Source organism: Pseudomonas sp. BYT-1 (genome assembly GCF_023611805.1).
GTDB classification, from domain to species: domain Bacteria; phylum Pseudomonadota; class Gammaproteobacteria; order Pseudomonadales; family Pseudomonadaceae; genus Aquipseudomonas; species Aquipseudomonas guariconensis.
Genome location: NZ_CP072561.1, coordinates 43,818 through 65,900 on the forward strand (window position 1 = coordinate 43,818; position 22,083 = coordinate 65,900).

General features: G+C 65.6%; 15 protein-coding genes and 1 pseudogene. 13 read left to right on the forward strand and 3 right to left on the reverse strand.

The features are described from left to right. Positions 1-102 precede the first annotated feature (102 nt). The 3 genes from J5X93_RS27895 (at position 103) to kfrC (ending at position 2,334) form a co-directional block, all read left to right on the forward strand. Positions 103-1,134, forward strand: coding sequence for a DNA-binding protein (locus J5X93_RS27895; RefSeq protein WP_011117145.1), 1,032 nt, complete (start codon positions 103-105; stop codon positions 1,132-1,134). Positions 1,135-1,304: 170 nt separating this feature from the next. Then, positions 1,305-1,652 carry an IncP plasmid survival protein KfrB gene (gene kfrB / locus J5X93_RS27900; protein ID WP_000664557.1) on the forward strand — a complete coding sequence of 116 codons (348 nt, stop codon included), beginning with the start codon at positions 1,305-1,307 and terminating at the stop codon, positions 1,650-1,652. 28 nt (positions 1,653-1,680) lie between these two features. Continuing rightward, complete coding sequence (kfrC, locus tag J5X93_RS27905) at positions 1,681-2,334, forward strand: IncP plasmid survival protein KfrC (protein ID WP_000826922.1); 654 nt, start codon at positions 1,681-1,683, stop codon at positions 2,332-2,334. A 202-nt stretch (positions 2,335-2,536) separates the two neighbouring features. On the opposite strand, the gene J5X93_RS27910 is transcribed toward kfrC, so the two are convergent. The 3 genes from J5X93_RS27910 to J5X93_RS27920 are packed head-to-tail and all read right to left on the reverse strand — an operon-like array spanning position 2,537 to position 4,100. Beyond that, a complete protein-coding gene (locus tag J5X93_RS27910) occupies positions 2,537-2,977 on the reverse strand; it encodes a conjugal transfer protein TraM (RefSeq protein WP_000718516.1) in 441 nt (146 codons plus the stop codon). Continuing rightward, positions 2,977-3,702, reverse strand: coding sequence for a PRK13886 family protein (locus J5X93_RS27915; RefSeq protein WP_001062597.1), 726 nt, complete (start codon positions 3,700-3,702; stop codon positions 2,977-2,979). Before J5X93_RS27915 ends, J5X93_RS27910 begins: the two co-directional genes overlap by 1 nt. After that, positions 3,702-4,100: a TraK family protein gene (locus J5X93_RS27920; protein ID WP_001127128.1), complete on the reverse strand. Its 399-nt coding sequence runs from the start codon at positions 4,098-4,100 to the stop codon at positions 3,702-3,704. Before J5X93_RS27920 ends, J5X93_RS27915 begins: the two co-directional genes overlap by 1 nt. Positions 4,101-4,473: 373 nt before the next feature. Between J5X93_RS27920 and traJ the strand changes: the two genes are divergently transcribed. From traJ to J5X93_RS27970, 10 genes and pseudogenes are all read left to right on the forward strand, one after another. Continuing rightward, positions 4,474-4,848, forward strand: a complete 375-nt coding sequence (gene traJ, locus J5X93_RS27925) for a conjugal transfer transcriptional regulator TraJ (RefSeq protein ID WP_000426567.1) — start codon at positions 4,474-4,476, stop codon at positions 4,846-4,848. 34 nt (positions 4,849-4,882) lie between these two features. After that, entirely contained in the window at positions 4,883-7,123 is a 2,241-nt protein-coding gene (gene traI / locus J5X93_RS27930) for a TraI/MobA(P) family conjugative relaxase (protein WP_011117146.1), read from the forward strand. Continuing rightward, on the forward strand, positions 7,120-9,033 hold the full coding sequence (locus J5X93_RS27935) for a type IV secretory system conjugative DNA transfer family protein (RefSeq protein WP_000694765.1): 1,914 nt from the start codon (positions 7,120-7,122) through the stop codon (positions 9,031-9,033). Before traI ends, J5X93_RS27935 begins: the two co-directional genes overlap by 4 nt. After that, the gene (gene traF, locus J5X93_RS27940) at positions 9,030-9,566 is read left to right on the forward strand and encodes a conjugative transfer signal peptidase TraF (RefSeq protein WP_006122512.1); all 537 of its coding nucleotides are present in this window, start codon (positions 9,030-9,032) and stop codon (positions 9,564-9,566) included. The genes J5X93_RS27935 and traF overlap by 4 nt, the downstream gene beginning before the upstream one ends. Before the next feature lie 11 nt (positions 9,567-9,577). Next, positions 9,578-11,641: a DNA topoisomerase III gene (locus tag J5X93_RS27945; RefSeq protein ID WP_011114056.1), complete on the forward strand. Its 2,064-nt coding sequence runs from the start codon at positions 9,578-9,580 to the stop codon at positions 11,639-11,641. A 21-nt stretch (positions 11,642-11,662) separates the two neighbouring features. Beyond that, positions 11,663-12,052 (forward strand): protein TraD, encoded by a 390-nt coding sequence (locus tag J5X93_RS27950; RefSeq protein ID WP_006122510.1) that lies wholly within the window; start codon positions 11,663-11,665, stop codon positions 12,050-12,052. A 3-nt stretch (positions 12,053-12,055) separates the two neighbouring features. Continuing rightward, positions 12,056-16,402, forward strand: coding sequence for a zincin-like metallopeptidase domain-containing protein (locus J5X93_RS27955; protein ID WP_011117147.1), 4,347 nt, complete (start codon positions 12,056-12,058; stop codon positions 16,400-16,402). Between the two features lie 290 nt (positions 16,403-16,692). Then, positions 16,693-19,608 (forward strand): Tn3-like element IS1071 family transposase, encoded by a 2,916-nt coding sequence (locus J5X93_RS27960; protein WP_250036157.1) that lies wholly within the window; start codon positions 16,693-16,695, stop codon positions 19,606-19,608. 131 nt (positions 19,609-19,739) lie between these two features. Continuing rightward, positions 19,740-20,345: pseudogene (locus J5X93_RS27965) on the forward strand (oxidoreductase dimerization domain-containing protein); the annotation flags it as partial. A 108-nt stretch (positions 20,346-20,453) separates the two neighbouring features. Beyond that, on the forward strand, positions 20,454-22,001 hold the full coding sequence (locus tag J5X93_RS27970; RefSeq protein ID WP_076205821.1) for an IS91-like element ISCR8/ISPps1 family transposase: 1,548 nt from the start codon (positions 20,454-20,456) through the stop codon (positions 21,999-22,001). Positions 22,002-22,083: the final 82 nt, after the last annotated feature.

Sequence of the window (22,083 nt, forward strand, 5' to 3'; positions counted from 1 at the left end):
CGTTTTAGCCGCTAAAAAAAGTTCAGCTAAACCGCTTGCGTAGTGTTGTATGTTGTAGTATGCTACACGCTACAACATACAACCGGCCAAAGGAGGCCCGACATGGCGATCTCGAAGGAGCAGATATTTGCGGTGGCCGACGAACTGGACGCGGCCGGCCAGAACCCCACGCTGGCGAACGTGCGCAAGCAGCTCGGCAGCGGCAGCTTCACCACCATCAGCGAGGCGATGAACGAGTGGCGCGCACGCAAGGCCAGCCAGGCCGCCCCGATCCGCGAGCCGGCACCGCAGGCGATCACCGACAAGCTGGCCGAGCTGGGCGGCGACTTGTGGGCCGTGGCGCTGGAAATGGCGAACAACCGCCTGGCCGCCGAGCGCGAGGCGCTGGAGGCCGTGCGCCAGGAGACGGAAGCAGCGCGCCAGGAAGCCGCAGAGCTGGCCGACCAGCTCACCGGCGAGCTGGACGAGGCCAAGGCCCGCGTCGCGGCCCTGGAGGCCGTCGAGGCGGCCGCCAAGGGCGAGGCCGACGAGCTGCGCGGCAAGCTCGCGGCGACCAGCGAGCGCGCGGCCACGGCCGAGGCCAGGGCCGGCGAGCTGCGCACGGAGCTGGATCACGCCCATCAGGAAGCCCGCCAGGCGCGCGCAGAGCGCGACAAGGCCCAGGAGAGGGCCACGGCCAGCGCCGACCAGGTGGAGGCCCTGCGGGCCGACCTCGCGGCCGCGAACAGCCGTACCGCCGAGATCGAGCGCCGCGCCGGCGAGCTGCGTGCCGACCTGGAGCGGGCGAACCAGGCGACCGACCAGGCGCGCGCCGCTCAGGCCGAGCAGCGGAAGGCCACCGAGGCGGCCGCCGCCGAGCGCGACCAGGTGCGCGCGGAGCTGGTGAAGGTGCAGGCCAAGGCCGAGGCGGCCGAGCAGGCCCACCAGGAGCAGCGCAAGGCGATGGCGGCCGAGGCACACCGCCAGGCCGAGCGGCTGACCGCCGCCCAGGGCGAGCGCGACCAGGCGAAGCGCGACGCTGCCCAGGCCCGCGAGGAAGCGGCCGGGCTTCGCGGCCGGCTGGAGGCCCTGGAAACCGTCATGGCGCAAGGCCGGGCGGCCGATCCGACCAGCGGCGGACGCAAAAAGACCTGATAAATCGGTTGGTTTTCCTTAAAATTACCCTGGAACCCTGACAAAACGCACAACCCGGCCGCTGGGAAGAGCCGGCCTCGCTTTGCCGAGGTCGGCTTTTTTGTTGGAGCGCGGCTTGCATGGGGCCACCATCACCCTTTTGAGAACCACGGCAACCATAGGAGTGCCCGATGAAAGAACGCCTCTTGGTCATGAACGGTCAACGCATCGTTCAGGCCGAAAAGGACGGCGCTTGGACGAATCAGAAAGTAGACAAGGCGGGCGCGTTGAAGCCCGGCATCTACAACCTGTACACGGCCCAAGCGGCCGACAAGAAGCAGACCCACGCCGGCGTGATCGTTCATGCCGACGCCACCAACGTGTACCAGCAGATCGGCAAGAACTTTGTCATGCACGCTCGGTCAGATTTCGATAAAGTACCTGAAATTGGGAGCGCAAAGAGCATCAGCTACAACGCCCAGGGCAAGGCGGCAGTCGCCGCAGAGGCCCCGAAACTGACGCGGGGGCGCTCCATGTAGCTTTAGCGGCTAAAAAGGAGGCACGCCCTTGAAACGACTCACCATCCCCGGCAGCGGCACCGAGAGCCGCGCCACCAAGCCGGCCCGCGTCAGCGCGCCGGCCACCCTCGGCGGTGCCGCCTTCGGCGCTTCGCGCGAGGACACCGGAGCCGACTTGCTGGAGGCCGCCCAGGCGGCCGAGATCGAGCAGCAGGCCACCCTAGAGGCGGCCCCGGTCGAGCAGTCCTACCCCGAAACCCTGGCGCTCTACGTGCAGGCCAAGCACGACCAGGTGGAGCACATCGAGGACAGGCTAGAAAACCTGATCGACCGGCAGCAGGCCCGCTTGCAGCAGACCCAGGCGTCCGCGCCTGGCCGGCTTTCCTTGCCCGGCTCTAAGCGAGCCTGGCAGAACCAGCAGGCGCAGCAGCAGGCCCGCTTGCAGACGCTTCACGCGCGCCTGGAGGCCGTCCGCGAGATCAAGGAAGGCATGGGCCTGCACTCGCCGAAGATCGAAGAGCTGGCGACGCGCAAGATGCGCGCCGAGAACCCCGAGCTGGCTTCCGATTGGGATGCCATGCGCGAGGCCGCCCGCCGGCATGAGCTGCTGATGCGCAAGCAGGAGCAGGAGCGCAAGCAATCCCAGGCCCAGGAGCGGCCAGGGAGATCGCAGTCCTTGGGCCTGTCAGCCAGGCCCGCATAAAAACGAAGCCCGGCGGTCGCCGGGCTTTTTTCTCGAGCATCGCCATTTCTGGCGAGGGAGGCCCGCCGAGGGCCTGGCGGAATCATCCTGCAGCATCGTCACAAGCGACGATGCCGGGAGCTGGCCAGCATCGCCGAACCTGGCGATGCCGCCGGCGCGGTCGACCATCGCCAGTTCTGACGATGAGATCCCGCATCGCCATCTACAGCGAGGCCCACAGGGCCAGGCCGGCGGCCACGACCGCCATGCCGGCCGCGACCATGTTCATCATGGCGACGCGCCGCGCCTCGCGGATCGGCGCGACGAGCTGCGCCGTCACCGCCTCAACCTCACGCCGCACGGCCTCGGCGGCCGCCTTCGCGCCCTCCTGCATTCCCCGCGTCATGGCGTCCTTGCTGGCCGCCAACGCCGCGTTGAGCGTCCTTTCCGCCTTTCCCTTGGCGTCATCACCCCATCGGTGGGCGATGGACTCCAGTTCCGACTTGAAGGCGTCCAAGATTTCCTGCTGGGCCGATGCGCTGTCCTGCATCAGCTTCATGTTGATGGTCTGGAGGATCAAGATCGGATCGTCGCGGCCCACGGCGATGCCGTGCTTGGCCGCGATCTCCCGTATCAGCTCCTCGATCTTGTCGTCGGCCGCCATCAGAGCACCGCCGCGTTTTCGAGCTGGGCGAAGAGCTGGGTTTTCACGATCTTGAGCCGCTGCCGCGTCATGATCGTGAGCGCCGAATCGGCCAGGGCCTCATCGAAGGTGCGCCGATCCTGGAGCATTTCGGCGAAGTCGCGGCCGTAGGTTTCCTCTTTCAGCGCCGGAATCTGGATGATGGCGGACACACGGCCCTTGTTGGCCGTGTACGCCTTCAACTGCTCGAACCCCTTGCCCTCGTGCTCGATTGGCCCCCAATACGGGTTCAGCCAGACCACGAACAGGCATTCGGCCGGGAACTGGCTGGCGAGCTGGGCGAAGCCGCTCACCGTGTCCACCAGGGCCTGGCCGCCGGTGACGACCGTATGCACCACGAGTTCGTGGCCCATGTCCTGGAGCAGCGCCGGCACCTGGTTGCTGATGAGGTAGTGCGACAGCGGCACGAACGAGCTGGCCCCGTTGTCGATGATGACGTCGCCCTCGGCCGACGCGATCATCTCGACCAGGGCGTCGAAATTCCGGGTGTTGATCTCGTCGCCGTCCATGATGTTGAGCCGGCGCACGTTGAGGGCTTTGTAGCCCTCGAACGTCGCGTTCACCGGATCGGTGTCGATGCAAAGCGGCTTCTGTCCCTTGCCGGCTTTGTACTGCGCGATGGTGGCCGCGATCATCGACTTGCCGACGCCGCCCTTGCCTTGCAGAACCATGTGAATTTTCGCCATTACAGTAAATCCTCTTTCTTTGGAGTCGCATCAAACGTGAAGCCGCCGATCTTGGGCGGCTCACTCTTGGATTCCGAGGCCGGCGGGGCGGCCTTCGGCTCGGGCTTCGCGCCCTTGGGCTGGCTGTCCGGGGGAGTGGCGGGAGGCGGCGGGGAAGCTACCGGCGCGGCCTTGATGTACCGCTTCACGTGCTGGGTGAAGGTTTCGTACCGACAGCGCAGCCGGCCGGTTTCCTTCATGTGCTCCCAGATCGTTTTCATCGCATAGCCCGCATCGAGCGCCGCTTGAACGTCGCTCTTGACGGCCAGGAACGCGACCACGTGCTTGTCCTGGCGCGGCTTCTTGGCTTCCCGTCCCTTCACCCATTCAGCCAGCTCTTCGGGGTAGGTCTTTGGCATCGTGTTCGTCCATCTAATCCTCTCATCGCAAATGTAACGCTACTAAGCGGCGCTACGGAAACGCAAAAAGTCCGCTATCGGCGTGCATTGGCACGCTTCGATAGCGGCATTATGGGCCATTGTGGCGGGTTTCGCTATATCCGTTGCTGCTTTTGCGGCCTGATAGCGCGATAGTTGCGGATAAATCGTAATGGCTGGTGTAGACTTTCCTTGGTGTTATTAACGCCGTAAGGCGGGCAGGATGTGTGAAGTTAGCTAACCGGCGAGCCGGTTATCTATCTTCACTGTCCCTTATTCGCGCCGGGGGCGCTCAACGGGTCATCCTGCTCTGCGAGGCAGCCGGCTACCGCCGGCATGAGAGACGAGGCGAGGCATGGAGAACGACGAAAAGGAACACGGCCGCCGGCGGCGGCAGCACCTGCGGGTGCCGGTGTTCCCCGAAGAGAAAGACGAGATCGAGGCGAACGCCAAGAGGGCGGGCGTCAGCGTGGCGCGCTATCTGCGCGACGTGGGCCAGGGCTACCAGATCAAGGGCGTCATGGACTACCAGCACGTGCGCGAGCTGGTGCGCGTCAACGGCGACCTTGGCCGCCTTGGCGGCCTGCTCAAGCTCTGGCTGACCGATGACGTGCGAACGCTCCAGTTCGGCGAGGCGACCATCCTGGCCCTGCTGGGCCGGATCGAGGCCACCCAGGACGAAATGAGCCGGATCATGAAGGCCGTGGTTCAGCCGAGGGCCGAGCCTTGACTTCTTTAGCGGCTAAAAAGCCGGAGGGGCGGCCATGATCGCCAAGCACGTGCCGATGCGCTCGCTTGGCAAGAGCGACTTCGCGGGCCTGGCGAACTACATCACCGACGCCCAAAGCAAAGACCACCGGCTGGGCCACGTGCAGGCGACGAACTGCGAAGCCGGTTCCATCCAGGACGCCATCACGGAGGTGCTGGCGACCCAGCACACGAACACCCGCGCGAAGGGCGACAAGACCTACCACCTGATCGTCAGCTTCCGGGCCGGCGAGCAGCCCAGCGCCGACACCTTGCGCGCGATTGAGGAACGCATCTGCGTCGGGCTGGGTTATGGCGAGCATCAGCGAATCAGTGCCGTCCACAACGACACCGACAACCTGCACATCCACATCGCCATCAACAAGATTCACCCGACGCGGCACACGATGCACGAGCCGTACTACCCGCACCGGGCGCTGGCGGAACTCTGCACGGCCCTGGAGCGCGACTACGGCCTGGAGCGCGACAACCACGAGCCGCGCAAGCGCGGCGCGGAGGGCCGGGCCGCCGACATGGAGCGGCATGCCGGCGTTGAAAGCCTGGTCGGCTGGGTCAAGCGCGAGTGCCTGGACGAGATCAAGGGCGCGCAGTCCTGGCAGGAACTGCACCAGGTCATGCGCGACAACGGAATGGAGCTGCGCGTCCGCGCCAATGGCCTCGTGTTCGAGGCCGGCGACGGAACGATGGTGAAGGCGAGCACAGTAGCCCGCGACCTTTCCAAGCCGAGCCTGGAGGCGCGGCTTGGCCCGTTCGAGGCTTCGCCCGAACGGCAGGCGCAAACCACCGCGAAGCGGCAGTACCGCAAAGACCCCATCCGCCTTCGCGTCAACACCGTGGAGCTGTACGCGAAGTACAAGGCCGAGCAGCAGAACTTGACCACGGCGCGCGCCCAGGCCCTGGAGCGCGCCCGGCATCGCAAGGATCGGCTGATCGAGGCGGCCAAGAGGTCGAACCGCCTGCGCCGCGCCACGATTAAGGTGGTCGGCGAGGGCCGCGCGAACAAGAAGCTGCTGTACGCCCAGGCGAGCAAGGCCCTGCGCAGCGAAATCCAGGCGATCAACAAGCAGTTCCAGCAGGAGCGCACGGCCCTCTACGCCGAGCACCGCCGGCGCACGTGGGCCGACTGGCTCAAGAAGGAGGCGCAGCACGGCGGCGCCGACGCCCTGGCCGCCCTGCGCGCCCGCGAGGCGGCCCAGGGCCTCAAGGGCAACACCATCCGGGGCGAGGGCCAGGCGAAGCCCGGCCACGCGCCGGCGGTGGACAACATCACGAAGAAGGGGACGATCATCTTCCGCGCCGGCATGAGCGCCGTGCGCGATGACGGTGACCGCCTGCAAGTCTCCCGCGAGGCCACGCGCGAAGGGCTGCAAGAAGCCCTGCGCCTGGCGATGCAACGCTACGGCAACCGCATCACCGTCAACGGCACGGTGGAGTTCAAGGCGCAGATGATCCGCGCCGCCGTCGATTCCCAGCTACCCATCACCTTCACCGATCCGGCTCTTGAGAGCCGGCGGCAGGCGCTTTTGAACAAGGAGAACACCCATGAGCGAACCGAAAGACCAGAGCATCGAGGACGAACTGGACGCGGCGCTGGCGGCCCTGGACAGCGGCCCGCTGCCGACCAGCACGCTACCGGAGCCGCAGCCGTCGCCCGAGCAGGCGACGGCCGGCCAGCCGCCGGCCGAGGCGACCGCGCCGACGCCGGCCTTCACGCCGCCACCGTCCACCGGAAGCCCGACGTTGGACGCCTTGGAAGAAAACCGCCGCCCCAAAGCCAGCACCGTTTGCGAGCACTGTCCGAACTCGGTGTGGTTCGCATCGCCGGCGGAAGTGAAGTGCTATTGCCGCGTGATGTTCCTCGTCACGTGGAGCAGCAAGGAACCCAACCAGATCACGCACTGCGACGGGGAATTTCTCGGCCAGGAACAGGAGTAGGCCAGACGCCGCCGGGCGTCGCCGCCGCCGACAAGTACATCGCCGAACGCGAGGCAAAGCGCCTAAAAGGTTTCGATATACCGAAGCATTCCCGATATACTGCCGGTGATGGTGCGCTCACGTTCCAGGGCACCAGGACTATCGAGGGCCAGGCGCTGGCCCTCTTGAAACGAGGTGATGAGGTCATGGTTATGCCCATCGACCAGGCCACGGCCCGGCGCTTGACGCGCATCGCGGTCGGCGATGCCGTCTCGATCACCGCGAAAGGCTCCATCAAAACGTCGAAAGGAAGGAGTAGATGAAGATCAAGATGAACAACGCGGTAGGGCCGCAAGTCCGAACCGCCAAACCGAAGCCGAGCAAGCTGCTGCCGGTGCTGGGCGCGGCCTCGATGGTCGGCGGCCTCCAGGCCGCGACGCAGTTCTTCGCCCACACGTTCGCCTATCACGCGACCCTCGGCCCCAACGTGGGCCACGTGTACGCGCCCTGGTCGATCCTGCACTGGACGTACAAGTGGTACAGCCAGTACCCGGACGAGATCATGAAGGCCGGCAGCATGGGGATGCTGGTTTCGACCGTGGGCCTGCTGGGCGTGGCCGTGGCGAAGGTCGTCACGTCCAACAGCTCGAAGGCGAACGAGTACCTGCACGGCTCGGCCCGCTGGGCCGAGAAGAAGGACATTCAGGCGGCCGGCCTGCTGCCACGCGAGCGCAACGTCCTGGAGATCGTCACCGGCAAGGCCGCACCCACGGCTACCGGCGTGTACGTGGGCGGCTGGCAGGACAAGGACGGCAATTTCTTCTACCTGCGGCACAGCGGCCCCGAGCACGTGCTGACCTACGCGCCCACGCGCTCGGGCAAGGGCGTCGGCCTGGTGGTGCCCACGCTGCTGTCGTGGGGCGCGAGCAGCGTCATCACCGACTTGAAGGGCGAGTTGTGGGCCTTGACCGCCGGCTGGCGGCAGAAGCACGCCAAGAACAAGGTGCTGCGCTTCGAGCCGGCCAGCACCTCGGGCGGCGTCTGCTGGAATCCGCTGGACGAAATCCGCCTCGGCACCGAATACGAGGTGGGTGACGTGCAGAACCTTGCCACGCTGATCGTTGACCCGGACGGCAAGGGCCTGGACTCGCACTGGCAGAAGACCGCCTTCGCGCTCCTGGTCGGCGTGATCCTGCACGCGCTGTACAAGGCCAAGGACGATGGCGGCACCGCCACGCTGCCGTCCGTCGATGCGATGCTGGCCGACCCGAACCGGGACATTGGCGAGCTTTGGATGGAAATGGCGACCTACGGGCACGTAGACGGCCAGAACCATCACGCCATCGGCTCGGCGGCCCGCGACATGATGGATCGGCCCGAGGAAGAAGCCGGATCGGTGCTGTCCACGGCCAAGTCGTACCTGGCCCTGTACCGCGACCCCGTGGTGGCCCGCAACGTCAGCCGGTCGGACTTCCGCATCAAGCAGTTGATGCACGAGGACGACCCGGTAAGCCTCTACATCGTCACCCAGCCCAACGATAAGGCCCGCCTGCGGCCGCTGGTGCGCGTCATGGTGAACATGATCGTGCGCCTGCTGGCCGACAAGATGGACTTCGAGGGCGGCCGGCCGGTGGCGCACTACAAGCACCGGCTCTTGATGATGCTGGACGAGTTCCCGAGCCTCGGGAAGCTGGAGATCATGCAAGAGTCGCTGGCCTTCGTGGCCGGCTACGGCATCAAGTGCTACCTCATCTGCCAGGACATTAACCAGCTCAAGAGCCGCGAGACGGGCTACGGCCACGACGAAAGCATCACGTCGAACTGCCACGTGCAGAACGCCTACCCGCCCAACCGCGTCGAGACGGCCGAACACCTGTCCCGCCTCACCGGGCAGACCACCGTGGTGAAGGAGCAGATCACGACCAGCGGCCGCCGCACGGCGGCGATGCTGGGCCAGGTGTCGCGCACTTACCAGGAAGTGCAGCGGCCCTTGCTGACGCCCGACGAATGCCTGCGCATGCCGGGGCCAAAGAAGAACGCCCAGGGCGAGATCGAAGAAGCCGGCGACATGGTGATCTACGTCGCGGGCTACCCGGCGATCTACGGCAAGCAACCCCTGTACTTCAAAGACCCAGTGTTCTCGGCACGCGCCGCGATCCCTGCGCCCAAGGTCAGCGACCGCCTGCGCGCCGTCGCACAGGCCGAGACGGAAGGGGAGGGCATCACGATATGAGCCGCATCCTGAAACGCATCGCGGCAGGCGTCGTCATCGCGGGCGTGGCCGCCCTGCTGCTGGCCGCCGGCGGCTATGCCGCCGGTGCCCGCGTGAACACCACCAAGAGCATTCCGGTCGGCCTGTACTGGACGAGCAGCGCGCCGGTGGAGAAGGGGGCCTACGTCCTCTTCTGCCCGCCGCAGCTCGGCGTGTTCGATGACGCCAAGGAGAGGGGCTACATCGGGGCCGGCTTCTGCCAGGGCGGCTACGGCTACATGATGAAGCGCGTTTTAGCCGCTAAAGACGATGCCGTCGCCGTCGCCGATGACGGCGTGCGCGTCAACGGCGAGCTGCTGCCCCTCAGCGCGCCGATCAAGGCCGACAAGGCCGGTCGGCCGCTGCCGCGCTATCAGTCCAACAGCTACACGCTCGGCAATTCCGAGGTGCTGCTTATGTCGGACGTGAGCGCCACATCCTTCGACGGCCGCTACTTCGGCCCGATCAATCGTTCGCAAATCAAGACCGTGATCCGTCCGGTCATCACCTGGTAGGGAGACACACCATGCGCCTTTTCATCGCAGAAAAGCCGTCCGTCGCCAAGGCCATCGCCGGCGAGCTGGGCGCGACCGGCAAGGGCGACGGCTTCATCGAGTGCGGCACCGACAAAGTGACCTGGTGCTTCGGGCACATGCTCGAACAGGCCGACCCCGACGAGTACACGCCCGATGACGTGCCGCGCGGCCAGTCCGGCAAGAAGGTCTGGCGCGTCGATGAGCTGCCCATCATCCCCGAGAGCTGGATTCTCAAGCCCAAGGACGACGCGAAGAAGCAGCTCGCCGTGATCGGCAAGCTGCTCAAGGAGGCCAAGGAGATCGTCAACGCCGGCGACCCCGACCGCGAAGGCCAGTTGCTGGTTGACGAAGTGCTGGAGCACTTCCGCAACAGCAAGCCGGTGCGCCGCTTTTGGGTGAGCGCGCAGGACTCCGTTTCCGTCAAGCGCGGCCTGGCCGCGTTGAAGGAGAACACCACCTATGCAGGCTGGGCCGACGCTGCACGCGGGCGGCAGCGCGCCGACTGGCTGATCGGCATGAACCTCAGCCGCGCGTACACGCTGCGCGCGCAGCGCGGCGGCTCGCGCGCCCTGCTGACCGTGGGCCGCGTGCAGACGCCGACGCTGGCCCTCGTGGTCGCCCGCGACCGCGAGATCGAGGCATTCAAGGCCGTGCCGTACCACACCATCCGGGCGGTGGTGCAGCACGCCGGCGGCAGCTTCGCCGCCGCATGGAAGGCGAAGGAGGATCAAGCCGGCCTGGACAGCGAAGGCCGCCTTGTCGATACCGCCGTCGCCGACGCCCTGGTGGCCGCCGTCAAGGGCCAGCCGGGCACCATCGCCGCGTACAAACAGGAGGCCAAGAAGCAGAACCAGCCGCTGGCCTTCGCCCTGTCCGACATTACGGCACTGGCCTCGGCCAAGTTCGGCTACAGCGCCGAGGACGTGCTGAACACCTGCCAGGCGCTCTACGAGACGCACAAGCTGACCTCGTACCCGCGCACCGACTGCGCCTACCTGCCGGAGTCGCAGCACGCCGACGCGCCGCGCGTGCTGGAGGCGATCAAGCACGTCAACCCCGAACTGGCCGGCCTGGTCGATGGTGCCGATCCGCGTATCAAGTCCAAGACGTGGGACGACTCGAAGATCACCGCGCACCACGGCATCGTGCCGACCATGCAGAAGGGCAGCAAGGCCGCCCTCAGCGAGCGCGAGCGCAACATCTACGACCTGATCGTGCGCGCCTACCTGGCGCAGTTCTACCCGCTGCACGAGTACATGCAGACCACCGTGGGCGTCGAGATCGCGGGCGAGAACTTCGCCGCGAGCGGCAAGGTAGTCACGCGCAACGGCTGGCGTGACGTGTACAGCCAGGCCGACGAGGAAGGCGAGAAGGACGAGGACGACGACAGCGGCACGCAGGCCCTGCCGTCGATGGCCCAGGGCGACGCCGTGACCTGCACGGACGCCACCCGCAAGGACGCCAAGACGAAGCCGCCAGCGCGCTTTACCGAGGGCACGCTGATCCGCGCGATGGAGAACATCCACAAGTTCGTCAGCGATGCCGAGCACAAGAAGATGCTGCGCGAGGGCGACGGCATCGGCACGTCGGCCACCCGCGCGTCGATCATTTCCGAGTTGAAGCGGCGCGAGTTCCTGGCCGTCAAAGGCAAGCAGATCATCAGCACGACCCTCGGCCGCAGCGTCATCGACGCGCTGCCCGAGGTTGTGAAAAGCCCGGTGCTGACCGCGCTCTACGAGCGGATGCTGAAAGGCGTCGAGCAGGGCACGGCCGCCCTGGACGCCTTCATCACGAAGCAAGAGACGTTCATCCGCGACCAGGTGGCGAAGGCCAACAGCGGAGCCGTGACCATCGCCGGCGGCAAGGAAGCCGCGCCGGTGTCATCCCTTCACAAGTGCATGGCCTGCGGCAGCGGCTTGTCGCGCCGGCCGAGCAAGAAGAAGGGGCAATTCTGGTGGGGTTGCAGCAACTTCCCCACATGCAAGCAGACCTACCCCGACCTCAAGGGTCGGCCCGACTACAGCAAGGGCCGCAACGGCCCGGCATCCGAATGACCACAGCGAAGGAGATCGACCATGAACGAGCAAACCACCACCAACACCGCCGCCCACGACGAGCCGCTGGCCGTCCTGCCGCCGGTTGACGACGACGCCGCCGGCCGCGAGGCCGTGCGCGAGAAGATGGCCGACGCGCTGACGCCCGGCTTCCAGGTCGAGTTCGACCCCGACGAAGCCGAGCGCGTGGGCGCGTTCGTGGAGGACGCGCTGTCCGAGCAGGACGCCGCCGCGAGCGGCGACGACCTGGTGGAAGTCGATGGCGCGCTGGAGCCGGCATTCCTGGACGACGAAGGCCCGAGCGCCGACATCCCGCCGTTCATCACCACCACGAACGCCCGCGAGCTGTACGACCTGCGGCCCGGCGAGACGGTTGCCCAGGCCGCCGCGCGCAAGGCTTCGGAGGGCTGACCCATGCCGATCACGAAAGCCGAGGCGCAAGGGGTGACGCGGGCTTTCGTCCGCGACTACCCCGGCGCGCTGGAGCTGGCCTACAAGTTCCGCGAGGACGCGGCCGAGCTGTACGGGCCGCGAGCGGCCGAGGTGCCGGCCGACATGAAGGGCGGCTACGTGCCCAAGGAGACGCTGCACGCCGGCCGCGCCTACCGTGGCCGCGTGGACGTGCCCTTGCAGAACGTCGAGAGCGCCAGCGACCTACTGATGACGCTGCGGCACGAGGTGCTAGGCCACTACGGGGCCAACACCTTCGCGCCGGGCGAGAAGCGCGCCTTGCTGGACGGCCTGGCGGCCGCCCGCAACGAACCCACCCTCAAGCCGCTATGGGATGACGTGAACCGGCGCTATGCCGGCCAGTCCCTGGACGTGCGCGCCGAGGAAGTGTTTGCCCTGCACTGCGAGGGCATCGAGCCGAGCCAGCACCAGGTCGCCGACCAGGTGCAGCAGCGCGGCCAACAGTCATTCACGGAAACCTGCATCGCCCGCGTGCGGCCCATGCAGGCCGACGACCTGCACAACATCGTGTGCATGGTCGCCCAGGGCCTGCGCGACCGTTCCCGGACACAGCAGAACTTCCCTCAGTTCAACGAGCTATTCCGAAGGGACGAGAACATGGAGCCGAAGAAGCCGTTTCACGAAGTCGTGGCCGAAAAGCTGATCGAGCAGCTCAAGGCCGGCACCGCACCGTGGCAAAAGCCGTGGGAGCCGGGCGAACCCAACGCCTACCTGCCGATGAACCCGACCACCGGCAAGCGGTACAAAGGGATCAACGCCATCCACCTGATGGCCCAGGGCCGCAGCGATGCGCGCTGGATGACCTACAAGCAGGCCGCCGCCGTGGGCGCGCAGGTTCGCAAGGGCGAGAAAGGCACGCCGGTTCAATACTGGAAGTTCAGCGAAGAGCAAGACAAGCTGGACGACAGCGGCCGGCCCGTCCTCGATGCGAAGGGCCAGCCGGTCAAGGAAACCGTCATGCTGGAGCGGCCGCGCGTGTTCTTTGCGACCGTGTTCAACGGCGAGCAGATCGACGGCCTGCCGCCGCTCCAGCCGAAGAAGGAACAGACTTGGAACGCCGTCGAGCGCGCCGAGCACATCCTGAAAGCCTCGGGCGCGACGATCACCCACGCCGCCGGTGATCGGGCGTTCTACCGCCCTTCGACCGACAGCATCACCCTGCCGGAGCGCGGCCAGTTCCCCAGCTCCGACCGCTACTACGCGACCGCGCTGCACGAGCTGGGCCACTGGACGGGCCACGCTTCGCGCCTTGACCGCGACCTGGCGCACCCGTTCGGGAGCGAGGGGTACGCCAAGGAAGAGCTGCGCGCCGAGATCGCTTCCATGATCGTCGGCGACGAGCTGGGCATCGGCCACGATCCGGGCCAGCACGCCGCCTATGTGGGTTCGTGGATCAAGGCGCTGCAAGACGAGCCGCTGGAGGTGTTCCGCGCGGCCGCCGATGCCGAGAAGATTCACGACTACGTGCTGGCCTTCGAGCAGAAGCAGGTTCAGGAGCAAGACCAGCAGCAGAGCCAGGCCCAGGACGAAGCCGTGGCCCAGGCCCTGGCCGTGGACATTGCCGAAGTCCTGGACAACCCGGACGTGTCTTTCAGCCACTACCAGGCATTCCAGGGCGACACCCTGGAAGACGCCTTGCGCAGCCGTGGCCTCGAAACCGTGGGCAGCATCACCGGCACCGATCCCGAGCAGTTCTACGCGGTCGCGCATGACCGGCTGTCGCCGGTGTTCGGCATCGACCCGAGCCACACCGACACCGACAACGCCTACCTGGAGCGCAAGGGCTTGGCGCAAGAGTTCGCCAACATGGCCGAACAGCTCCACCTCGCGCAGCAGCTCCAGCAGCACGGCGAACAGATCGTGTCGAGCATCGACGCCGAAGCCAGGTGGAGCGACGGCCAGCGCATCTTTGCGTTCCACGACCAGGACGGTGAACCCCACCAGGTTCGCAGCCTGGACGAGCTGAACAACTACGCGCCCGACCAGTTGATGGCCCTGCCGGCGCTGACCCAGCAGCAAGCGGCCGTCGCAGACCAGGAGGCGAACATGACCCCACCGACCAACGACCAGGCGGCCGCCCTGCTGGCCGCCCATCCTGCCGACGCGGTGCAGGGCATCGAGCAGGCCGCCGCCGCGCGCCGGCAGCTCGCCGCCGGCGAGATCGACGGCCAGGCGTTCGCCGACGCGACCCGTCAACACCTTGGCGTTGAGCTGCCGCCCGACTGGAGCGGAGAGCTGCGCATCGTCGGCGTGGCCGAGCAGGACGGCCAGACCGTCGATGCCGCCCAGGCCGGCATCGAGCCGCAGGCGTTCCAGGTCTACGCGCGCAAGGCCGATGCGCAGTTCGGCGAGGACGCCTTTGCCTTCGTCGCCGGCACCCGCACCGAGGGCCAGGCCGAGGCTCTGGCCGAGCGCCTGCACCTGGTCGATGCGCTGGGCACCGACAACCAGCACGAGCGCGCCGCCAAGCTGGCCCGCGTGCAGGAAGAGCGTGTACGGCGCGACCCCAACGCGACCGAAGAGGACATTTCAGCCGCTAAAGAGGCACGCAAGACCGCCGAGGCGTCGGCCATGCTCAACGACAGCGACGCGCAGCGCCGCGCGGCCGAGCTGGAGCGCCAGGAACGCGAGCGGCAGCAGGCGCAGCCGCAGGCCGAGAAGCCCGAACGGCAGTACATCAACGTGCCGTACAAGGAGAAGGACGAGGCCAAGAGCCTCGGGGCGCGTTGGGATCGGCAGCAACAGTCCTGGTACGTGCCGCCGGGCACCGATGCCGCTCCCTTCGCCAAATGGGCGCAGGGAGCCGCTACAGCGGCCGTAGAGCCGCGTTCGGCCCAGCCGGCACCCGAAGCCCAGGGCGAGGCGCAGAAGCCCGCGCAGCAGGCCCAGCAGGCCCGCCAGTACCTGGCCGTGCCCTACGAGCAGCGCAACGCGGCCAAGGCCGCCGGCGCGCTTTGGGACAAGGCCGCGAAGTCCTGGTATGTCGGCCCGCGCGCCGACGCGGCGAAGCTCGAACGCTGGAAGCCCGAGAACGTGCAGGCCCAGCAAGGGCCAGCGATGACGCCAAGGGAAGAGTTCGCCGAGGCCATGCGCAGCGCCGGCCTGTTCACCGGCAGCAACGCCCAGGGCGATCACCCGATCATGGATGGCAAGCGGCACCGCGTGCCGGTCGAGGGCGGCAAGAAGGGCGCGCTCGATGGCTTCTACGTGGGCCACCTGGACGGGCACCCGGCCGGGCGGATCATCAACAACAAGACCGGCACGGACATTACCTGGAAGAGCAAGGGCTACGCCTTGAGCGACCAGGAGAAGGCCAAGCTCCAGGCCGAGGCGGCCGAGAAGCTGGCACAGCGAGCCGTCGAGCAGGACAAGGCCCAGGAGGCCACCGCGCAGCGCGTCGGTCGGCAGATGGCCGACCTCGTGCCCATCGAGCAGCCGACGCCCTACCTGCAAGCCAAAGGCATCCAGGCGCAGGCCGGCGTGATGACCGACCGCGAAGGCCAGAAGACCTACATCCCGGCCTTCGACGCAGAGGGCAAGCAATGGACGATGCAATACATCCAGGAGGACGGCACTAAGCGGTTCGCCAAGGACTCGAAGAAGGAAGGATGCTTCCACCCGGTCGGCGGCATGGACGCCCTGGCGGCCGCGCCGGCGCTGGTGATCTCGGAGGGCTACGCCACGGCGGCCCAGGTGGCCGAGGCCGTGGGCCACGCCACGGTCGCCGCCTTCGACAGCGGCAACCTTGAGGCCGTGGCGAAGGCGCTGCACGCCAAGTTCCCGGACAAGCCGGTCATCATCGCCGGCGACGACGACCGGCACCTGGTCATGACCCACGGCAACAACCCCGGCCGGGAGAAGGCCGAGGCGGCCGCCCAGGCCGTGGGCGGCAAGGCGATCTTCCCGATCTTCGCGCCGGCCGAGAACACCTACCCGCGCGACTTGCCCGCCATCACGCCCGACAGCTTCAAGACCCACCTGCGCGCCGAGCAGCGCCTTGCCGACGCCGCCGCCGGCAAGGTCGAGCTGGCCGGCGACGAGGCGGCCAAGCTCAAGGCGTCGATGTTGAGCGGCGCGCAGATCGCGGCGCTGTCCACGATGAAGCAGCACACCGACTTCAACGACTTGGCGCACAAGAGCGAGCTGGGCATCGAGGGCGTGAAGCGGCAGATCGGCGCGGCCATCAGCCAGGTGCAGCGCGACGAGCAGCAGCACCAGGAGCAGAAGCACGTCGAGAAAAAGCAACAGCAGATCGAGCAGCGCCCACGGCGGGCCGCTCGCATCGGATAAGTCGAAAAATCCGGCTAAAGTGGCCGAGCTGCACATCAGGCCGCGCGGTTTTCCTCCCTGATCGCCGGCGCGGTTTCTTCCTCCCTGAACCGCATGCAGACTTGCCGCCTCGGACACCCCGAGGCGGTTTTTTTTCGCCTCGCTCGGGGTCTCCTCGTTTTCAGTGCAATAAGTGACGGTACGCAAAGCTAGCACTGGCGCGGGGGTGGTCTGGGTAGACCGTTGATTTCATTGACTTTCCTGTTCGCTTTGTAAACGGGTATGGTGGCCTCCCACTTTTGAGGTTCACGATGCAGGGTTGGCACACAACGTTTTTGGGGATGCGTGGGCTCCCCCGCGATATCAGCGACTTCGAGATGAAGGCATTTTTCACCTTCGATGGTGCCGAGCGCGACGCAATCAATGCACGCCGAGGTGATTCCCACAAGCTTGGTCTGGCGCTCCATATTGGTTTCCTGCGCATGAGTGGGCGTTTGCTCGGTGCCTTTCGGGTAATTCCAGTAGCCTTGTGGCGCCACCTTGGCAACGAGCTTGGCATTGCAGCACCAGAAGTCGCCTCGCTGAGAGCCATGTATGAACGCGGGCGCACGCTATTCGATCACCAACAAGTAGCCTGCACGGTCCTTGGATTCCAGTGGATGAGCGAGCACCAGCGCCGCTCACTGGTACGTGAACTGCGCGACGAAGTGGCGCGCTGCGCCGACCGCGATCAGCTACTCGTGCGGGCGCGTCAATGGCTGTACAAGAACAAGCTGGTGATCGTGCACGAGCGGGCAATTCGGACACTGATTGCGGCGGCACTTGCCCAGCTTGAAGTTGAAACAGGCACCGCCATCGCCGCCAGCGTTGATCCAGCAACACTTGATCGCTGGCGAGCCTCAGTTTCAGAGCTGCGCCCAGATGGACAAACCCAGCAGAGTTGGCTATGGGCTGCACCGGCGAAACACTCAACCCGCCAAATCAGCGAGGTACTGGAGCGCATCGACCTGCTTTACACGCTGGACGTTCATAAGCACCTGGCAGACATCCCCGATCTCATCTTGCGCCGCTACGCGCGCCGACTTGTCTCCAGGCCGCCCTCAGCCGGAGCCAAGATCAAAGAGCCAGCGCGCACCGTGGAGGTCGCATGCTTTCTTCGGTATTGCCTGTTCACCACCACAGACCAGTTGATCCTTATGGTGCAGCGCCGGATCGCCGATCTGTGGCGTCAGGCTGCCGCCGATGTCCCCGCTACCGTCAATTGGGCCGCAATGTACAAAACGCTGCTCGGCGAACTTGTTGCCTTGAGCGCGCAAGGTGCGGTGCCAGATGCTGAGTTGCGTGCCCGTCTTGAAGCCTTGATCACCGAAACCCAGAAACGCAAACCACCGAGCAGGGCCTCCCTGGTCCGCGAGGGATTGATTGATGGAATTCGCCCCGTGCGGTCGTTGCTCGTCGCCATTGCAAAGCTGCCCTGGCAGGCCACCGGCGAGCATCCTGCCATCGAGTACCTTGCCAAGCTGCAAGCTTTATATCTCAAAGGATCCAGAAAGCTGCCAGTTGAAGTGGTGGCACCAAGTCTGGGAATGATCTGGCAGGTTTCGATCTCCAGCCCAGACCGGGAACGGGCGTTTCAGGCGTTGGAGGTGGCCACCCTGTTTGCCCTGCGCCGCGCGGTGCGCAATGGCTCGGTCTGGATTGAGCACAGCCTGAGCTTTCGGGGTCGTGCGCGCTTGTTCTTCACGGACGAGCGTTGGCAGGCAGAGTCCAAGAAACACTATGCCCGTCTATCGTTACCCAGCAAGGCTGCCACTTTCTTGAAGCCTTTGCTGGCCAGAGTAACTGCCGGTGTCGATGCGGTGGCCGCTGCAGCCCGCAGTGGCGTACTGCGCGTGGATGATGAACTCCATTTGTCGCCATTGCCCGCAGAGGACGAAGACCCAGAAGTGACCAAGCTGCGCGCGGCTTTGGATCACCGCATCGGTGAGGTTCAATTGCCGGAAGTGATTCTGGCCGTTGACGCCCAGGTGCGCTTTAGCTGGATCATGCTCGGACGTGAGCCGCGCTCTACCGACGAGCTGCTGATGGTCTATGCCGGCATCATGGCCCACGGCACCAGTCTGACTGCGGTCGAATGCGCGCGCATGATTCCGCAATTGTCTGCCACCAGCATTCGCCAGGCCATGCGCTGGGCGCGGGACGAACGGCGTCTGAGCCAGGCCTGCCAGGCTGTGCTGGAATTCATGCAGCGACACCCGATTGCCGCCACCTGGGGGCGGTCCGATTTGGCATCTTCTGACATGATGAGCATGGAGACCACCAAACGGGTGTGGCAAGCCCGGCTTGATCCTCGGCGCAACACACCTTCCATTGGAATCTACTCCCATGTAAAAGACCGGTGGGGCATCTTCCATGCGCAGCCCTTTGTGCTCAATGAGCGCCACGCGGGCGTGGCCATTGAAGGTGTCATCCGCCAAGAAAAGCTGGAGACCAGCCAGCTTGCTGTGGATACCCATGGCTACACCGACTTTGCCATGTCACATGCCCGTTTGCTTGGTTTTGATCTTTGCCCGCGGTTGAAGGAACTCAAACAGCGCCACCTCTTTGTGCCACGCGGCACCAAAGTGCCCGCAGAAATCGCTGCGGTGTGCGAAGCCAATGTCGACGTCGCTTTGATCGAAAAGCATTGGGATAGTCTGGTGCACCTGGCAGCCTCGGTCATGAGCGGACATGCCAGTGCGGTGGCAGCTCTTGCGCGGTTCGGTTCTGCCGCCCAGGGCGATCCAATCTATGAGGCTGGCGTGCAATTGGGGCGGTTGCTGCGTACGGCGTTTTTGGCTGACTACTTTGTCAAGGACGCTTTCAGGAACGAGTTGCGCCGGGTGCTCAATCGGGGCGAGGCTGTTAACGCCCTCAAGCGCGCCATTTATACCGGCCGGATCAGCCCGGCGCAGGCCAAACGTGTCGATGAAATGCAGGCTGTGGCCGATGCGTTGAGCCTGATGGCCAACATCGTGATGGCGTGGAATACCTCACAGATGCAGGCGGTCCTGGATCGCTGGTCGAACCGCCGCCAGGTCATTCCACCGGAACTGATCGGGAAGATTGCGCCCACCAAGCTGGAGAGCATCAACTTGCGGGGTGTGTTTCGCTTCCCGGTTGACCGCTATGCTGACCAAATCCTGCCTTCGCGGCCAAATGCATCGATAACTGGCACCAATGGATGAAACCGACCACGGTTTGACGCCACGAATCGCAGATTTGAAAGTGAACAGGAAAGTCAATGAAATCAACGATCTACCAACACCACCTCCGCGCCAGTGCTAGCTTTTCGTACCGTCACTTATTGCACTGAAAACGAGGAGACCCCAACGTGGACATCCAGATGCGCACCAATGTGCCGCACATCTTCGCCATCGGCGACATCGTGGGCCAGCCCATGCTGGCGCACAAGGCGGTGCACGAGGCGCATGTGGCAGCCGAAGTCATCGCCGGTGAACTGCAAGGCAACAAGGAACTGGCCGCTGCCGCCTTCAACGCCCGCGTCATCCCCAGCGTGGCCTACACCGACCCCGAAGTGGCCTGGGTGGGGCTCACCGAAGACCAGGCCAAGGCCCAGGGCGTCAAGGTCAAGAAAGGCCTGTTCCCCTGGGCCGCCTCCGGCCGTGCCATTGCCAACGGGCGCGACGAAGGCTTCACCAAGCTGCTGTTCGACGACAGCCCCGAAGCAGGATCAGGAGACGGCCATGCTGGCCGGGGCCACGGCAAGATCTTGGGCGGTGGCATGGTCGGCACCCACGCGGGCGACATGATCGGAGAGATCGCGCTGGCTATCGAGATGGGTGCCGACGCAGTGGACATCGGCAAGACCATCCACCCGCATCCAACCCTTGGCGAATCCATTGGCATGGCGGCGGAAGTGGCGCATGGCAGCTGCACGGATGTGCCGCCTGCGCGCAAGTAAGTCCGCAGCCAAGCTACCCTGCCAAGGCCCGAACTGGCGACGGTTCGGGCCTTGTGCTTTGCGTACCCAAACAATCGCCGCAGAATACTGTGCATTTGTACAGTATTCATGTCAGCCACTTCCAAGCCCAAGCTCTACAACCCACGCCACCCCGAACGCACGCTGCTCTACCAAACGGTAGCCGAGCACTACGAGACCTGGCTAGAGTTGGCCAGCGCGGGTCAGTTCGACGGCCAGGGCGACCACCACACCCCCAAGCCCTTCGTGCGCAAAGCGTTTGCCAAGTATCTTGAGTGCGGCATCTTTGCCCATGGCTTTGCCCGCGCTCGCTGCGGCGACTGTGGGCACGACTACTTCGTCGCTTTCTCCTGCAAAGGCCGGGGAGTCTGCCCCTCGTGCACCACCCGGCGCATGGTGGAGACAGCAGCGCACCTGAACGATCACGTATTCCCCCGCCTGCCGGTGCGCCAGTGGGTGCTGTCGGTTCCCAAGCGGCTTCGTTACTTCATGCAGCGCGACGGAGCGGTGCTGAGCATGGTGCTGCGCATCTTTCTGCGGGTGATCGCACAAACTCTGCAGACCCACAGCCCCGGTGCGGCCCATATGGACAAGGCAGGCCTGCACATCGGTGCCATCGCCTTCATTCACCGATTCGGCTCCAGCCTCAATGAACACGTCCACTTCCACGTTTGTGTGGTGGACGGGGTGTTTGAGGAAGTGGAGGGCGAGGGCGATGCTGATGCGACCCCTCGAATCTCATCGCCGGGTGTCATCTTTCACGCGGCCACCGGCATCGATGCGGCTACCGTGGCCCCAGTGCAGACCACACTGCAAAAACGCATCCTGCGCGCCTTCGTTGCTCGGGGCCTGCTGGAGAACTGTGACGCCAAAGACATGCTGGGCTACAAACACAGCGGCTTCTCGGTGGATGCGGGGGTGTGCATCGAAGCCCACGACCGCGCTGCGCTGGAGCGGCTGCTGCGCTATTGCGCGCGTCCACCGTTTTCCATGGAGCGCCTACGCAAAGAGGGAAGCAAACTGGTGTACCGCTGCGGCAAGCAGCGCAGCGAACCCACCAGCGACAAGCGCGGTGCCAAGGTTGATGAGCTGCACCTCACACCGCTGGAACTGATCGACCGCATCGCCGCGCTGGTGCCACCGCCACGCACCCACCGGCACCGCTACTTTGGTGTGCTGGCACCAAACTCGCCGCTGAGAGCGGCGGTAACGGCGCTGGCTCAGCCTGCTGCGTCGCAACCAGCCACGGTGGAGACTGCACAACCTGGCGCGGGCGTACCTGGGGTGGCGGCGCCGGGCAACGCGGCCACACCCACACCCGAACCTGAAGCACGCCCGAAGCGAGCGGCGCATTACTTGTGGGCGGTGCTGATTGCCCGCATCTACGAGGCATTTCCGCTGCTGTGCCCCATGTGCGGTGGGCAGATGCGCATCATTGCCTTCATCACCCACAGCGCCGAAATCCGCCACATCCTGAACCACATCGGGGTGGAGTCTGCCCCCCCGCACATCACCCCGGCACGCGGGCCACCGCTGTGGGAGGGCTGCGACGCGCCGGTGGATGATGGTGCGCAAGGCGAGCCGGATTGGGATCTGGCAGCTCAACCCGACGAGGTAGACCAGCGCGTCAATTGGTGACCCAGTGAAGCGGCGGTATCCATCGCTGCGGGGAAGCAGCTGCGCGCGCGCCAGGCCCAAATGCATACTGCCTCCCAAGCTC

Excerpts from the sequence above, each read along its gene's own strand:
- J5X93_RS27895 (WP_011117145.1), top strand. The coding sequence starts at position 103 with ATGGCGATCTCGAAGGAGCAGATATTTGCGGTGGCCGACGAACTGGAC.
- kfrB (WP_000664557.1), top strand. The coding sequence starts at position 1,305 with ATGAAAGAACGCCTCTTGGTCATGAACGGTCAACGCATCGTTCAGGCC.
- J5X93_RS27910 (WP_000718516.1), bottom strand. The coding sequence starts at position 2,977 with ATGGCGGCCGACGACAAGATCGAGGAGCTGATACGGGAGATCGCGGCC.
- J5X93_RS27915 (WP_001062597.1), bottom strand. The coding sequence starts at position 3,702 with ATGGCGAAAATTCACATGGTTCTGCAAGGCAAGGGCGGCGTCGGCAAG.
- J5X93_RS27920 (WP_001127128.1), bottom strand. The coding sequence starts at position 4,100 with ATGCCAAAGACCTACCCCGAAGAGCTGGCTGAATGGGTGAAGGGACGG.
- traJ (WP_000426567.1), top strand. The coding sequence starts at position 4,474 with ATGGAGAACGACGAAAAGGAACACGGCCGCCGGCGGCGGCAGCACCTG.
- traI (WP_011117146.1), top strand. The coding sequence starts at position 4,883 with ATGATCGCCAAGCACGTGCCGATGCGCTCGCTTGGCAAGAGCGACTTC.
- J5X93_RS27935 (WP_000694765.1), top strand. The coding sequence starts at position 7,120 with ATGAAGATCAAGATGAACAACGCGGTAGGGCCGCAAGTCCGAACCGCC.
- traF (WP_006122512.1), top strand. The coding sequence starts at position 9,030 with ATGAGCCGCATCCTGAAACGCATCGCGGCAGGCGTCGTCATCGCGGGC.
- J5X93_RS27945 (WP_011114056.1), top strand. The coding sequence starts at position 9,578 with ATGCGCCTTTTCATCGCAGAAAAGCCGTCCGTCGCCAAGGCCATCGCC.
- J5X93_RS27950 (WP_006122510.1), top strand. The coding sequence starts at position 11,663 with ATGAACGAGCAAACCACCACCAACACCGCCGCCCACGACGAGCCGCTG.
- J5X93_RS27955 (WP_011117147.1), top strand. The coding sequence starts at position 12,056 with ATGCCGATCACGAAAGCCGAGGCGCAAGGGGTGACGCGGGCTTTCGTC.
- J5X93_RS27960 (WP_250036157.1), top strand. The coding sequence starts at position 16,693 with ATGCAGGGTTGGCACACAACGTTTTTGGGGATGCGTGGGCTCCCCCGC.
- J5X93_RS27970 (WP_076205821.1), top strand. The coding sequence starts at position 20,454 with ATGTCAGCCACTTCCAAGCCCAAGCTCTACAACCCACGCCACCCCGAA.